This window comes from Lysinibacillus sp. G1-3, from assembly GCF_056322905.1.
In genome coordinates, this window is the sequence record NZ_JBWHYQ010000005.1 from 70,959 (window position 1) to 85,827 (window position 14,869).

The following is a 14,869-nucleotide window of genomic DNA, read 5'->3' on the forward strand; positions in this document are numbered from 1 at the left end:
ACATGGCAATCATTGCAATTTTTTAAGAGGAGTGAGAAATAATCATGGCGAAAAGCAAAATAATTGTTGTTGGCGGCGGTCTAGCTGGTCTGATGGCAACGATTAAAGCAGCTGAAGTTGGTACTGAAGTTGATTTATTCTCATTAGTTCCTGTAAAACGCTCACACTCCGTATGTGCGCAGGGCGGAATTAATGGTGCGGTAAATACAAAAGGTGAAGGGGATTCTCCTTGGATCCACTTTGATGATACAGTATACGGTGGGGACTTCTTAGCGAACCAACCACCAGTTAAGGGTATGTGTGATGCAGCCCCTGGTATTATACATTTAATGGACCGTATGGGTGTTATGTTCAACCGTACACCAGAAGGTCTTCTTGATTTCCGTCGTTTTGGTGGTACATTACACCACCGTACAGCATTCTCTGGTGCGACGACTGGTCAACAATTACTATACGCACTAGACGAGCAAGTTCGTTCTCACGAAGTAGCTGGTTTAGTTAACAAATATGAGCACTGGGAATTCCTTGGTGCAATCGTCGATCCTGACGGCGTTTGTCGTGGTATCGTAGCGCAAGATATGCGTACAGAAGAAATTAAATCATTCCGTGCAGACGCTGTTATTATGGCGACTGGTGGCCCTGGTATTATCTTCGGTAAAACAACAAACTCTGTAATTAATACAGGTTCTGCTGCTTCTATCGTTTATCAACAAGGTGCTTCTTACGCGAATGGTGAGTTCATTCAAATTCACCCAACAGCTATTCCTGGAGATGACAAAAACCGTCTAATGTCAGAATCAGCTCGTGGTGAAGGTGGCCGTATTTGGACTTATAAAGACGGTAAACCTTGGTACTTCTTGGAAGAGAAATACCCTGCATATGGTAACTTAGTACCTCGTGATATTGCAACACGTGAAATTTTCGACGTTTGTGTAAACCAAAAACTTGGTATCAACGGTGAAAACATGGTATACCTAGATCTTTCTCATAAAGATCCACATGAGTTAGATGTAAAACTTGGTGGTATTATTGAAATCTACGAAAAATTCGTAGGGGATGATCCACGTAAATTACCAATGAAAATTTTCCCAGCAGTTCACTATTCAATGGGTGGATTATGGGTTGACTACAACCAAATGACTGAAATTCCTGGTTTATTTGCAGCGGGTGAATGTGATTACTCTCAACATGGTGCAAACCGTCTTGGTGCGAACTCATTATTATCTGCTATCTATGGTGGTATGGTTGCTGGTCCAAACGCAGTAGATTATGTTAAACATCTTAAAAAGCATGCTGAAGATCTTCCACAAGAGATTTTCGATGCTCGCGTTAAAGAAGAACAAGCTAAGTGGGATGCTATCATGAAAATGGACGGCACAGAAAACGCTTACTTACTTCATAAAGAGCTTGGTGAAATGATGACAGCTACTATGACAGTAGTACGTTATAACGACCAACTTGAAGATACATTAAACAAACTTGATGAATTCCAAAAACGTTGGGAAAACATTAACATCAACGATACACAAAAATGGAGTAACCAAGGTGCTCACTTTACGCGTCAGTTGAAAAATATGATTTACCTTGCGAAAGTAATGACAAAAGGTGCGTTATTACGTGACGAATCTCGTGGTGCACACTATAAACCAGATTTCCCGAACCGTGATGATGAGCAGTTCTTAAAAACTACAATGGCGAAATTTGACCCAACTACTGGTAATCCAATCATCACATACCAAGAAGTCGACGTTTCATTAATTCCACCACGTAAACGTGATTACTCTGCGAAAGGAGACTAAGAATTATGAATATCGCAGCTAATACTGGAAGAATGGTCAAAGTTGAAATTTTACGTCAAGATACACAAGGTGGCAATGGCTACTGGCAGAAATTCGAAATTCCTTACCGTCATGGTATGAACGTTATTTCTGTATTAATGGAAATTCAAAAGAATCCAGTTATGTCAAATGGTGAAAAAACAACACCAGTTGCATGGGATATGAACTGTCTTGAAGAAGTTTGTGGTGCATGTTCAATGGTTATCAATGGACGCCCACGTCAATCTTGTTCAACGCTTGTTGACCAATTGACTGAGCCAATTAAACTTGAGCCTATGAAAACTTTCCCAGTTATTCGTGACTTACAAGTTGACCGTGAACGTATGTTCAATGCACTAAAAAAAGTTAAAGCATGGGTTCCAATCGATGGTACTTATGATTTAGGTGAAGGTCCACGTATGCCAGAAGGTAAACGTCAATGGGCTTATGAATTATCTAAATGTATGACTTGTGGTGTATGTATGGAAGCATGTCCAAACGTGTCTGAAAAAGCTTCATTCATCGGACCTGCACCATTATCACAAGTACGTCTTTTCAATACTCACCCAACTGGTGCAATGATTAAAGACGAGCGTTTAAATGCGATCATGGGTGATGGAGGCCTTGCAAACTGCGGTAACTCACAAAACTGTGTAGCTGCTTGTCCAAAAGGTATTCCTTTAACAACATCTATCGCATCATTAAACCGTGCAACTACAGTGCAAATGTTCCGTAACTTCTTCGGTTCTGACCACTACGTTGACTAATAGTACAAGCTTTTACTCAAAAACTCCCTTACACATAATGTGTGAGGGAGTTTTTTTCTATGGAAAATATTAAATAAATTTATAGATTTACTACTTGTAAATGCTCGATTGGCAAAGACTGATAAAACGCCCGCTGACTAATGTTTCGCATGATAGGGAGTTTTCAATAGGGGCATTTTTAAGAAAAACTAAATAGGATGTTTTAAGTACAGTATAGAAAGACTTTGTTGCATAAAATAAGGGATTTTTAAATATAACGAGCTAAAATGTAAATTTTCTATGATAAAATAGTATTTTGCTTTATAATGAATGCATATTCATTTATCAATCGCTAATTCTATCTACTGTTTGGGAAGAGGCGAATGAAAATTAGGGGGATGGCTAAGATGAAAGTAAATTATATCGGAAATTTTCAGGAATGGACTAAGGATTTTGCATTTTATATTGAGATCCGTGTACGTTTTTCAGAAACGGATATGTACGGTCATATGAATAATACAGTTAGCTTTACATATTTTGAACAGGCACGAATCGATTATTTCCGCCATTTAGGTGTTCTCATGCCATCAGCAATGGATGAAAATATAGAGGGGATTCCGATTGTAGCTGACTTACAGTGTGATTACGTGAAGCAAGTTTTCTTTGATGATGTGCTCAGAATTTATACGAAAGTAGCGACAGTAGGGAACTCATCAATGGATATTCATTATTTAGCGAAAAATCAGCATGATGAGGTTTGCTTTACAGGTAGGGGGACGGTAGTGCAAATGAATCCTCGAACTGGGAAGAGTGTACCCTTATCTGAAGAGACAAAAACTCAGCTAGCAAGCTTAGTGATCATATAATGATCTCTCGACGGTTGAAATTGCATTTTCTCATTGAATTTATTCTTTTATGGAAGCAATTTCCGATTTTTTTTAGGAAACACGAGATATTAATGAAAATAGCCGTCACCGCTCCTCATTCCTTAACATAAGTTACAATACGTGCGGGGGAGGAGGGTGTAACTGAAAATGAATGGCTCTCATCATCGTTCTCTTTTAACAAACCGAGAACGTGAAATATTTGCGCTTTTATTAGCTGAAAAAACAACGAGGGATATTGCAGAGCAACTTGGTATTAGTGAAAAAACAGTGCGAAATCACATTTCCAATACAATTCAAAAGTTAGGTGTAACAAATCGATCTCAAGCGTTAATTGAGCTGTTACGCTTAGAAGAATTTAAATTAGACTAAAAGGACACTTGCTATTTTAGAAAAAAAACGACAAAATAGAACTATTCAACGTATTTTTAGGAGTGAAATAGTTATATGTCGGATGAAGTAACAAAACACTCACCTGAAACCGTTGCAACGGTTGAAAAGGAATTACGCTATATAGCGGCGATTGTGAAGCAAAAAGGAAGAGAGATTGTTTCACAATATGCGATTACGCCGCCACAATTTGTTGCATTACAGTGGTTAGAAGAGCTTGGCGATATAACAATTGGCGACCTGTCAAATCGACTATACTTAGCTTTTAGTACAACAACAGATTTAGTGGACCGTATGGAGAAAAATGAATTAGTTAAGCGAGTGCGTGACGAAAATGATCGTCGTGTCGTTGTTGTTCATCTTCTCGAAAAAGGCGAACGTATTATTCAAGAGGTTATTGAAAAAAGACAGCAATATTTGCAAGAGAAGCTTGTTGGTTTTAACGAACAAGAAGTCGCGCAATTATCAAGCTATTTAGAAAAACTACATGTACACATGAAACAGGATTGAGGCGGAAAGTATGAATGCCCCGATAGGCGTTATTGACTCAGGAGTAGGCGGTTTAACCGTAGCAAAAGAAATAATGAAGCGATTACCAAATGAAACGATCTATTACATTGGTGATACAGCAAGATGTCCGTATGGTCCAAGAACTCGACAAGAAGTGCGGAATTTTACTTGGCAAATGGCAAAAGCACTAGAAAAAATGAATATCAAAATGCTCGTCATTGCTTGTAATACAGCGACTGCAGTAGCACTCGAAAGTTTACAAAGAAATATGCCTTTTCCGGTACTAGGCGTTATTAATGCTGGCGCACGTGCAGCTGTAAAGAAAACGAAGCGACATGAAGTCGTTGTGCTTGCAACTGAAGGAACAATTAAAAGTGGGGCGTATGAGGAAGCCTTATTATCACTGAATACGTCAACTCATATAATTCCACTTGCTTGTCCAACATTCGTACCACTTGTAGAAAGTGGCGAATATAAAGGTAAATTTGCAAATAATTTAATTGCGGAAGGCTTAAAGCCACTGAAAAATGAACAATTTGATACGGTCATACTAGGATGTACGCATTATCCAATTTTGCAAAAACAAATTGAAGCTGTTGTGGGAGAAGAAGTTTTTGTACTATCTTCCGCAGAGGAAACAGCGAAGGATGTTCAAGAAATGCTTGCTTATAATGGCACTTTGGCTGACCCAGACGCTGTGCCTGCTCATAAATTTTATGCAACGGGTTCTGTGCCAATTTTCCGTTCAATTGCTGAAAATTGGCTTGAGCAAGGTACTCTTCAAATAAAACGTATGACATTAAAATAAAAAATCAGCTTAGCTATGAGCTAGGCTGATTTTTGACGTTTTTTAGCATAGTACATAAAGAATGAGCACTTTTTTGAAGATCAAAATTATGTTAAGATGAGTGCGCGAAAGTATTTAGGAGGAACGAAAAATATGACAAGATTTGATGGAAGAAATGTAGATGCACTGCGTCCGGTGAAAATAGATAGTGAGTATTTATTGCACCCAGAAGGCTCAGTTTTAATTCAAGTAGGTAATACGAAAGTAATTTGTACAGCAACGATTGAAGATAAGGTTCCTGGTTTTTTACGTGGACAAGGCAAAGGGTGGATCACTGCAGAATACTCGATGCTGCCTCGTGCAACAGCGCAGCGTACAGCACGCGAATCATCTCGTGGTAAAGTCAATGGCCGCACAATGGAAATTCAACGATTAATCGGTCGTGCATTACGTGCAGTCGTGGATTTAGAAGCACTTGGTGAACGAACTGTATGGATTGACTGTGATGTGATTCAAGCAGATGGCGGGACACGTACAGCTTCAATTACAGGAGCATTTGTAGCGATGACACAAGCAATTGCTAAGTTTGCTGAAGAAAAACAATTTAAAAAATTCCCAGTAACGGACTATTTAGCTGCAACAAGTGTTGGTATTGTAGAGGATCATGGAGCCGTTTTAGACTTAAACTATGTTGAAGATGTCGCTGCTGCTGTAGATATGAATATCGTCATGACGGGAGCAGGACGATTTGTTGAGCTTCAAGGTACAGGTGAAGAAGCAACTTTTTCTCGTGAAGAGTTAAATGAACTACTAGAGTTAGGTGAAAAGGGCATTCAACAATTGATTGCACTTCAAAAAGAGACACTAGGTGAATTAGCTAACAAAGTGGGAGGTAATGAATAACATGAAACAAGTAGTAATTGCGACAAAAAATAAAGGAAAAGCAAAAGATTTCGAAGCGTTATTTGGACCGCTTGGCTATGAAGTTGTAACGATGTTTGATGTAGCCCCAGAGATGGAAATAGACGAAACAGGTACTACCTTTGAGGAAAATGCTATTATAAAGGCAGAAACATTAGCAAAAGAGCTTGGTACAATTGTTATTGCTGATGATAGTGGTTTAGCTGTTGATGCATTAAATGGTGAACCAGGTGTGTATTCTGCACGTTACGCTGGTGATCATGATGATGAAGCAAACATGGTTAAACTACTAGAAAACTTAAAAAATGTCGAAGATGAAAAGCGTACAGCACGCTTCTGCTGTTGCATTGCTATTGCAGGGCCTGGTTTTGAGACGACAACAGTTTTTGGTACTTGTGAAGGTGTTATTGCTCACGAAAAACGTGGCACAAACGGATTTGGTTATGATCCAGTCTTCTTTGTCCCAAGCTTAAACCGTATGATGGCAGAGCTTACAGCCGATGAAAAAGGAGCGATTTCCCACCGTGGGAATGCGATTCGTAAGTTAAAGGAACAATTACCTAATCTTATAAAATAAGAGGTGATATCCATGCAAATACTTGTCATGAGTGATACACATGGCGATAGTAATGTGATTGAAAAAGTTCGTGGCTTTTACACAAATGTCGATGCAGTCATTCATTGTGGAGATAGTGAACTTCCTTTCTCCCATAAAGCATTGGAGGGAATGAAGAAGGTCCGAGGGAATTGTGACATTGATAATGCTTTCCCTGATGAAGTAGTATTCGATTTAGAGGATGCTACAATCTTTGCCACACATGGCCATTTATTCAATGTTAAAACTTCTATCTTGTCTTTATCCTATCGTGCCAAAGAAGTAAACGCGCAAATTGCGTGCTTTGGTCACTCTCATGTTCTTGGGGCGGAAATGATTGATGATGTATTATTTTTAAATCCGGGGAGCTTATTAAAACCACGAGGTCGTAAAGAAAAAAGCTTTGCCCTTGTAGAGGTTGAAGATACTTATTTTGAAGTAAAGTTCTTTACGGATGATAATAGCTGTATTTCCACCCACAAGTTTATGCGAAAATGATGCAACAAAAACGCTTAAGTTATAGAAACTCTAAGCGTTTTTTGTTTTATTCCAATGCAAATGGTAAAAATGGCTATGAATTGTTTATGATGAAGTAGAAAAAATAAATATAAACGAAACAAAGGAGATAACATGGAAAATACAATGGCATGGAATTTTGATAATAGCTATACCCGCCTACCAAGCATTTATTATACAACAATCAATTTAAATCCAGTTCGCTCACCAAAGTTAATATTATTAAATGAATCAGTAGCCAATTCACTTGGATTAAACAGTAATGCTCTGAAAAGCGAAGAAGCGGTAGCAATTTTTGCTGGTAACAACAATCCAGCAGGAGGCACACCTATTGCACAAGCTTATGCAGGGCATCAATTTGGTCATTTTAATATGCTAGGAGACGGCAGAGCACTGTTATTAGGTGAACAACTAACACCAGCTCATGAACGCTTTGATATTGCACTAAAAGGCTCAGGAAGAACGCCTTATTCCCGCGGCGGAGATGGCAGAGCAGCACTTGGTCCAATGCTACGTGAATATATTATGAGCGAAGCTATGTATGCACTTGGCATTCCAACTACTCGAAGTTTAGCTGTCGTGACTACAGGCGAAACGATTCTCCGCGAAACAGAGCTTCTAGGCGCAGTTTTAACGCGTATTGCAAGCAGTCATTTGCGTGTTGGAACTTTCCAATATGGAGCGAATTTTGGAACGGAGGAGGAGCTAAAAGAATTGGCAGATTATGCTTTAGAACGGCACTTTCCTAATGCTGATAAAGCTCAAAACCGTTATTTAACCCTACTACAGGAAGTTATAAAGAAACAAGCGTCTCTTATTGCAAAATGGCAGCTAGTTGGTTTTATTCATGGGGTCATGAATACAGATAATATGGCCATTAGTGGAGAGACAATTGATTATGGTCCATGCGCTTTCATGGATACTTATGATCCAGCGACAGTATTTAGCTCGATTGATCGACAAGGTCGTTATGCATATGGTAACCAGCCTAATATCGGAGGATGGAATTTAACACGATTTGCCGAATCATTGATACCGTTAATCCATGAAAATGAGGAAGAAGCTATACAAGTAGCTCAAGAGGCTCTAAAGCAATATCCTCAATTGTATTATGCAAACTGGGTAGCAGGTATGCGAGCAAAGCTAGGGATATTCAACGAAGAAGATCAGGACGTGGCCCTAATTGAAGAGCTTCTAAAGTTAATGCAACAACATCAAGCAGACTATACGAATACATTTATCGCATTAACCTTTGAAAAATTCACTGAATCAGCGTTATTCAGTACAGAAGAATTTAAAAAATGGCATAAAAATTGGCTTGCAAGACTAGAAAGACAGCAAGAAACAAAAGACATGACTCAGCAATTAATGCGTGAGCATAATCCAGCGGTTATTCCACGAAATCACCGTGTAGAAGAAGCATTAGAGGCTGCTGTAGAACGAGAAGACTATAGTGTAATGGAACTATTACTAGAAGCTCTTGCTCAACCTTTTGCACATACTCAAGAGCAGCAGGAATACGCGACATTACCAACACCATCTAACCAACCATATCGAACGTTTTGTGGCACATAAGTGGAGAATGAGGGAATAGAGCATATTAGATAAAGTATGGCTCTTCGGCAAAATGAGTGGTTGATTTCCGTTCCGGCTGGGCGCTTTGTTGCTGCCGCTTCGCTTTCGCACAGATAAAACATTTGTAGCTGCCGCTTCGCTTTTGCTACAGAAAACATTTATTGTTGCTTTTCGCACAGAGCAAAGCTTCCTGGGGCGTCCGATGAGCCGCTTCGCTTCGCTGCAGGGACTCGGGCCAACAGAGTTATTTGTGTTGTGCGAAAGGCGTAGTGCTAACGAAGCGGCAGCTGCACGATGTTGGTCACAAAGGCGTTATCGCAGGACGTGATGCGCTTAGCCTTCGTTCCTCTTTCGCTGATCAAGGAGTCGCCCATCCTCAACTCCAATCAACCATTTCACAAAGCATAGGACACTCTCTAATTTGTGGCTATAAAAGGAATTTTGGTAATGGAGGTTTTTGTGCGAAAGTGTAGTTCTAACGTAGTGGCAGCAATTTATGTGCTGGAGCAAAGCGTTAGAGTTAACAGGTGTACAATTGCGTCACTGTAATTAGTCTTTTCTTTTAATTATGGTGAGAAGCAATAGGGTTCACCTTTGAAATGTATAAAATTTATAAAGTTCTACGGTATTGCTGATTGGAGTGGAAGGCTATTCGACTCCCGTGGGAAAGCGAGATAGACGAGACCCTGAGGCCAACATGATGTTGGTCCACGAAGGCATTGTCACAGGACGTGACGCATTTAGCCTTCGTTCCTTTAGCGTAGGAAGTGGCTCGACGCTTGCCCACAGGAAGCTCTGTTCTGCGCGTCAGCGGCAAATGTTTTATCTGTGCGAAAGCGTAGCGACAGCAACAAAGCGAGTAGCCTGGAACGGAAATTATCCTCATTAAAAGAGCATAACATTCACTAAAATTAACTTGACCAATTATGTTTTTAACAGTTGAAACGAAGGATAATTTCTTCGTTTTTTTATTTTGAAAAAATTGTCACTACATAAATTCCTGAGCATACGCTATGTATGAATAGTAGTGAAGGGGAATGTGTACAGTGCATAAGTATTCAAAAGGTTGGTTTGTAAAGCAACTTCGAGATCATGGTATTTTGGTGCATCCACAATTTAAAAGTCATTTAGGCAATTATAAAGAATCCGAACTGCGCAATTTATATTACCGATATGTTGAAAAAGAAACGGAAACGTTAGATTCAGAACAAAAATAATCATGTTCGTTTGAATAACTCCTTCGTAGGAAATAATTTAACTACAGAAAGGAGTTATTTTATGTGGAGTAAATCGTGGGTTTTGACGCAAATTTGGCAAGATGTGTTGTTCTTACATTGGCCGGTATCACCTAAGGATTTAGAGCAGTACATTCCGCAAGAGTTACAATTGGATCTCTATGAAAATAACGCTTGGCTTAGTGCTGTCCTTTTTAAAGTTAATGGACAACGACTAAGATTCCTACCACCATTACCAGGAGTGGATTCCTATTTGCAGCTTAATGTACGGACATATGTTACATATAACGGCATGAAGGGAGTCTATTTTTTAAATTCCGATATTACGAATCGTTTTATTGTACAAATAGCTACAAAGGGCGGTTTAACATATCGTCATTCTAAAATATCTATCAAACAAAAAGAGAACAATTTTTCGTTTACAAGTTTATTTTACGGTGCACTGGCAGAAAGGTTGAAAATTTCATATCAACCGATTGCCAGTGAAATAATTAGTTCTACCTTTGATAAATGGTTAGTGGAACGTTATCATTCTTGGTCGAAATGGAAAAATTCTTTATTTCGCATAGATATAGAGCATCTGCCATGGCAGCTACAACGAGTCCACATAAATATTGAAAGAAATACAATAGCGCCATTTGTGAAGGAATCAATACAAGGCATTCAACCGATTGCTCATTATTCAAAGAGTAAACAGGCTAAAATTTTCTCGCCAACTTTGGAAAAGAAATAACCGATTTATTGACGTTAATAAAAGAGGTAATAAAATTGCTTAACAATGGCGCTTGCAATCATATCCGACATAGCAAGTGCCTCTGCTTCAATGTCATCAAAAACTTCAACATCTTCTTGATAGTTTTTCTGAATCATAGTCACGGCTTCTTTTTTGGTTAAAGCTAGATGTGTATAGAACATTTTTTGCACTTCCTCCATACTCAAGTATGGATTAATTTCACTTAAAAATATGGCAATGTCGTCAGCATTACGATACCATTCTTTTTCCTTTGCATCCGCTGTTGCTGTATTTCCTTTGGCAGCTGCAGTTACTAGCTGCGCAGCAATAAGAAGATGTTCTTTAATCAGCTCAGCATAACGATCAGCAATTTGGTCGCCGTAAAAAGGACGTAGACAATTGCCTAAGTCCGTCGCATTTTGTAACAATCGCTTCTGCACAAAGGGTAAATCAGGTAAGCCAAACACTATACTAATAATCGTCATCCTCGTCCAATTGACATGCTCCATCCATAATAAACGATTCATAGCCATAAAATCTGCTTCAGCCCTACTGATATAGCGACGAGGATCGTTCTGCGGCTTTAAAAAGTGGCGAATAGGTGCAGTATATTGCGTGGAAGTAGCTTTATATAACGCACTTAAAGGACTAACGTAATATCCACTTGAATATGGGTACAATGTATATCCACTCCCTCTAGTTTTTCCTTCTACTGTAGAATACTCTGCGGTATTTCCATATATGAAAAAACAATGTTATAAAGAGTGAATATGGCTATTTTTCATACATCTTTTTCTTTGTCATCCCACCATCAACTATTAGATTAATGCCTGAAAAAAATTATTTGTTTGAATCAAATCATTCTATTCACCCAACGTTACATCATAAAAAGATTTATGTTGAAATTTACCCGCCATATTAATTAAAATATGAATAGTACCGAAATGATCAAATTTGTATTACCGCCAGTTACGACGACTACTACATAGCTTCCACCAGTTTTGTTGCTTTTTTTATTTAGCAAAAGTAGGGTAGAGAGATGGCATAATGAGGTACAGGAAATCATATAATATTATTAATGAGGGAAACCTTGCCTTCATAGTAAAATTAATGTTGACTTTATCGTGAAAAGGACATATAATAAATATTGTCCTTGATATGGACTACATAAAATAACATCATGTCTCAGTAGCTCAGCAGGATAGAGCAACGGCCTTCTAAGCCGTCGGTCGGGGGTTCGAATCCCTCCTGGGACGTCACAAAACTTTGAAAAACTCAATAGTACTAACGGTTTGTCGAGTGTAGGTATTACTAAAGGTTTTCGAACCTAACGTAAAAATTCCCAATAAATCGTTACAATCAACTTCCAATATAATTATTGGAGGTTTTTTGTTTTGACAAAGAAAAAAGGTATATTTGATGTTGCTATCGACATTGATGTTCTAAAACCGAAAGAAGTAGCACCAGAACCAAAAGGAATGACTACGGAAAATGCTCTTGAAATTGTTGCTCTTCAAATGGAGTTGAATGGTTATCGGGACGTACATTAAAAGATTATAAATTAATTTTTAATCAATTCGTTGAAGCAGCTGGAATTAAATACGTTGAAGAAATCAATGTGAATACAATTTACAAATGGTTTGAAAGCTTGAACGTAACAGATTCTACAAAATTAACTCGATTAAAATGTCTAAAGGCAGTATTGGGTAAATGTCACAATAACGGTTGGTTACCTATTAAATTCTGGTTAAACATTCAAATCAAAGTCGATAAAGTTGTTAAAAAGGGTGCTACTGCAGATGGTTTGAATATTTTGCTTTCACTATTGGATACCTCAACGTTTATTGGTTTACGTGATGCCATAGCAGTTCTTACAATGTATAAAACAGGTGTCCGTGTAAAAACCTTAGGCATGATTGAAAGCAGCCACATTGATTTTGAAGAAAAGGTATTAACTTTGCCTGGCAGTATAATGAAAAATCATAAACTGTTAAAACTGCCATTAGATGAACAACTTATGGATCTATATAAAGTGCTAATCGAACAAAATAATAAAATTCGCTCCCTTTTTTCCGCGATGCTTAACTTTGATATTTCCATAATGAAAACTCCACCTTTAAATTTTGTTTTCATTAGTAATTAGGGTAGATTTTAAGTAAATAAATTGATAATAACAGATTGACGTAATGGGGTTCAATTAAAAAAATCTCCTATTTTTTGTCCGTAAAATGATGTTCTATATATTGTATTTCTTCAAATTTGTAAACCTACTAACATAAAATATTTTAATATTTTCATATGGTTGGTTCTAAAGATGAATAAAAAATAGCACTCATTGCTGAGAGCTATTATTTGATTCGTCTTGATTGTCAGGTTTATCTGTGAAGTATTCTTTTATATAGTACATTTCTTCCTCTGGTGTGGACAAACGACTTGCTTTTCCTGGAGCTTCTTCATCTCCGCCATGAATTTCCCAAACTGCATTATGATCTTCAACTGCTTTAGAAAAATCACCTTTCGACCATCTTTCCAATATTGAGATGTAAATCTCATTATATTTATAATCGTTCATTTTACATACAATCAGCAATCGTTCAATTTTTTCTTGTGTTATTTGCTCACGACCCCATTGGGCACCAGATTGAACTTTTTGGTGAGACATGCTGTGAATGGCTTCGCTCACTTGGCTTTCTACTAAATTATCAGGATAAAGCAATTCTGCTTTTGTTTTACTTTCAAGAATTTCTCCATCATTTCCAACAACAACTGCTTTTACTTTTTCTTCCTCGGGTGTAGGTTTCTCCACTTGTTCGGTGAATTTGAAGTAACTAAATGCTCCACCGAAAATGATTAAAATTACAATGATACTGATAACCGATTTTGTTTTTCTCTTCATGTTATTACCCCTCAGTAATTTTTTATCATTATGTAATTATATATTGGATTAAATTATGTAATTAGGATAATAATAACAGAAAATTAAGGCGAGGTTCAATGGATATTTAACCAACTCAATTTTTAGTTGGTTAAAATTCGGCAACATTAAGAGGAACAGTGGTTACCGTATAAACTTCTTAACATTTTTGTTAGAAAGTTTGTGGCATTTTTGCCATTAACTTAAGGATGTGCATAATGTTCTCCCAAGGGTGTGAACATTATTCAGATCCTCCAAGGATGCGATTAGTGTTCGCACCCTTCAAGGGTACATATATACGTAATGAAGCGGTCTAACTGCAGAAATTGAAACGCCTTTTAACTAACCGTTAGGAGGTTTTCTTGCGTGGTCTAAAAAAGATGGTTTAAATGTAATACGGATATAAACAGAATAATTAGCGTGGAGGTAAGTTAGAACTCGATCGTTGTTAATCCGAAGTCATCGCTATTTAACGAAGAAAATATATTTGTAGCACTTAACTGCTATTTGGTTAAATGCAATTATTCACATGTAATAAGTAAGTTCACACTAAACTATTTTTAATGCTTTCTCTCCCCACAACGATTCTTTTATAAAATTAGAATAATTTATATAAAAAACGGAAAGAATTGGTGTAAAAATGTTGGGGTTGATAGGTATGCAATTTGATAAAGAAAAAGAAGTTTACTGCTACAGCTGCCGTAAAAAAACTGTATTTACACGTAAAGATATGAATAATAAAAGTGGGGTAGACAGTCATTGTAGTGAATGTTCTGGTATTTGGTTTGAATGGCAAAATCGAGCGGTGGAGAGAGAAATGGAAAAGTGGATTGAATATAATAAAGGGCTCGCAAATTAGAATAAGGCTAGTTTTCCTCGTTCGAATAAGAATAAGTATTGCTAATCTTATTACTAATAGTTTATATATATTTTAGATAGATAGTAAAGAAGCAAAAGAGTCAGTTTGGAATTGAAAGTCTTTCTTGTGAAAATAGCTCATGCCTAGGAAGCAAGAGCTTTTTTAGTCTTTATTTATTTGTCGAAATTGTGAAAATGACAAATTTAACTTGAACACTTTATGAACATTTTGATAAAATCCGTAGCACTTCTAAATGAAATATAACAAAATGATAATGTATTTATTATATTTAGTACTATTTCTCTATATGTTTTAAGGAAAAACATAATCAACTAATATACCTTTTATCATGTTTATTTACAGTTTGCTTATTAGTACATTAGTAGC

At 37.4% G+C, this 14,869-nt stretch carries 17 protein-coding genes and 1 tRNA gene; 16 read left to right on the plus strand and 2 right to left on the minus strand.

Features of this window, described 5'->3' with window-relative positions; translation table 11 throughout:
• Nucleotides 1-44: 44 nt before the first annotated feature.
• The 12 genes from sdhA (at nucleotide 45) to ACVYAD_RS06395 (ending at nucleotide 10,709) form a co-directional block, all read left to right on the plus strand.
• Entirely contained in the window at nucleotides 45-1,799 is a 1,755-nt protein-coding gene (sdhA, locus tag ACVYAD_RS06340; protein ID WP_349659270.1) for a succinate dehydrogenase flavoprotein subunit, read from the plus strand.
• A 5-nt stretch (nucleotides 1,800-1,804) separates the two neighbouring features.
• Nucleotides 1,805-2,584: a succinate dehydrogenase iron-sulfur subunit gene (gene sdhB, locus ACVYAD_RS06345; protein WP_132357129.1), complete on the plus strand. Its 780-nt coding sequence runs from the start codon at nucleotides 1,805-1,807 to the stop codon at nucleotides 2,582-2,584.
• A gap of 386 nt (nucleotides 2,585-2,970) precedes the next feature.
• Complete coding sequence (locus ACVYAD_RS06350) at nucleotides 2,971-3,429, plus strand: acyl-CoA thioesterase (RefSeq protein ID WP_476425312.1); 459 nt, start codon at nucleotides 2,971-2,973, stop codon at nucleotides 3,427-3,429.
• Nucleotides 3,430-3,597: 168 nt separating this feature from the next.
• Nucleotides 3,598-3,819 (plus strand): helix-turn-helix domain-containing protein, encoded by a 222-nt coding sequence (locus ACVYAD_RS06355; protein WP_004226437.1) that lies wholly within the window; start codon nucleotides 3,598-3,600, stop codon nucleotides 3,817-3,819.
• Between the two features lie 75 nt (nucleotides 3,820-3,894).
• Nucleotides 3,895-4,347, plus strand: coding sequence for a MarR family winged helix-turn-helix transcriptional regulator (locus ACVYAD_RS06360; protein WP_053484913.1), 453 nt, complete (start codon nucleotides 3,895-3,897; stop codon nucleotides 4,345-4,347).
• A 10-nt stretch (nucleotides 4,348-4,357) separates the two neighbouring features.
• Nucleotides 4,358-5,155 carry a glutamate racemase gene (gene racE / locus ACVYAD_RS06365; RefSeq protein ID WP_476425315.1) on the plus strand — a complete coding sequence of 266 codons (798 nt, stop codon included), beginning with the start codon at nucleotides 4,358-4,360 and terminating at the stop codon, nucleotides 5,153-5,155.
• 132 nt (nucleotides 5,156-5,287) lie between these two features.
• A complete protein-coding gene (gene rph, locus ACVYAD_RS06370; protein ID WP_386827730.1) occupies nucleotides 5,288-6,037 on the plus strand; it encodes a ribonuclease PH in 750 nt (249 codons plus the stop codon).
• Between the two features lies 1 nt (nucleotide 6,038).
• Nucleotides 6,039-6,632 carry an XTP/dITP diphosphatase gene (locus tag ACVYAD_RS06375; protein ID WP_349659274.1) on the plus strand — a complete coding sequence of 198 codons (594 nt, stop codon included), beginning with the start codon at nucleotides 6,039-6,041 and terminating at the stop codon, nucleotides 6,630-6,632.
• 12 nt (nucleotides 6,633-6,644) lie between these two features.
• Complete coding sequence (locus tag ACVYAD_RS06380) at nucleotides 6,645-7,148, plus strand: metallophosphoesterase (RefSeq protein WP_476425317.1); 504 nt, start codon at nucleotides 6,645-6,647, stop codon at nucleotides 7,146-7,148.
• A gap of 132 nt (nucleotides 7,149-7,280) precedes the next feature.
• Complete coding sequence (locus tag ACVYAD_RS06385) at nucleotides 7,281-8,741, plus strand: protein adenylyltransferase SelO (RefSeq protein ID WP_476425318.1); 1,461 nt, start codon at nucleotides 7,281-7,283, stop codon at nucleotides 8,739-8,741.
• A gap of 1,037 nt (nucleotides 8,742-9,778) precedes the next feature.
• Nucleotides 9,779-9,958: a DUF2639 domain-containing protein gene (locus ACVYAD_RS06390; RefSeq protein ID WP_349659277.1), complete on the plus strand. Its 180-nt coding sequence runs from the start codon at nucleotides 9,779-9,781 to the stop codon at nucleotides 9,956-9,958.
• A 61-nt stretch (nucleotides 9,959-10,019) separates the two neighbouring features.
• Nucleotides 10,020-10,709: a YqjF family protein gene (locus ACVYAD_RS06395; RefSeq protein WP_476425320.1), complete on the plus strand. Its 690-nt coding sequence runs from the start codon at nucleotides 10,020-10,022 to the stop codon at nucleotides 10,707-10,709.
• 14 nt (nucleotides 10,710-10,723) lie between these two features.
• Here the strand turns inward: ACVYAD_RS06395 and ACVYAD_RS06400 are convergent, their stop codons facing one another.
• Nucleotides 10,724-11,389, minus strand: a complete 666-nt coding sequence (locus ACVYAD_RS06400) for a hypothetical protein (RefSeq protein WP_476425322.1) — start codon at nucleotides 11,387-11,389, stop codon at nucleotides 10,724-10,726.
• A 502-nt stretch (nucleotides 11,390-11,891) separates the two neighbouring features.
• Between ACVYAD_RS06400 and ACVYAD_RS06405 the strand changes: the two genes are divergently transcribed.
• From ACVYAD_RS06405 to ACVYAD_RS06415, 3 genes are all read left to right on the plus strand, one after another.
• Nucleotides 11,892-11,965: transfer RNA gene (locus ACVYAD_RS06405), tRNA-Arg, on the plus strand.
• A 138-nt stretch (nucleotides 11,966-12,103) separates the two neighbouring features.
• Nucleotides 12,104-12,259 (plus strand): hypothetical protein, encoded by a 156-nt coding sequence (locus ACVYAD_RS06410; RefSeq protein ID WP_386827724.1) that lies wholly within the window; start codon nucleotides 12,104-12,106, stop codon nucleotides 12,257-12,259.
• A gap of 68 nt (nucleotides 12,260-12,327) precedes the next feature.
• Entirely contained in the window at nucleotides 12,328-12,852 is a 525-nt protein-coding gene (locus tag ACVYAD_RS06415) for a tyrosine-type recombinase/integrase (RefSeq protein WP_476425324.1), read from the plus strand.
• Between the two features lie 189 nt (nucleotides 12,853-13,041).
• Here the strand turns inward: ACVYAD_RS06415 and ACVYAD_RS06420 are convergent, their stop codons facing one another.
• A complete protein-coding gene (locus ACVYAD_RS06420) occupies nucleotides 13,042-13,605 on the minus strand; it encodes a DUF6241 domain-containing protein (RefSeq protein ID WP_349659283.1) in 564 nt (187 codons plus the stop codon).
• A gap of 676 nt (nucleotides 13,606-14,281) precedes the next feature.
• On the opposite strand from ACVYAD_RS06420, the gene ACVYAD_RS06425 reads away from it, so the two are divergent.
• Entirely contained in the window at nucleotides 14,282-14,482 is a 201-nt protein-coding gene (locus ACVYAD_RS06425) for a hypothetical protein (protein ID WP_349659284.1), read from the plus strand.
• The last annotated feature ends 387 nt before the right edge of the window (nucleotides 14,483-14,869 follow it).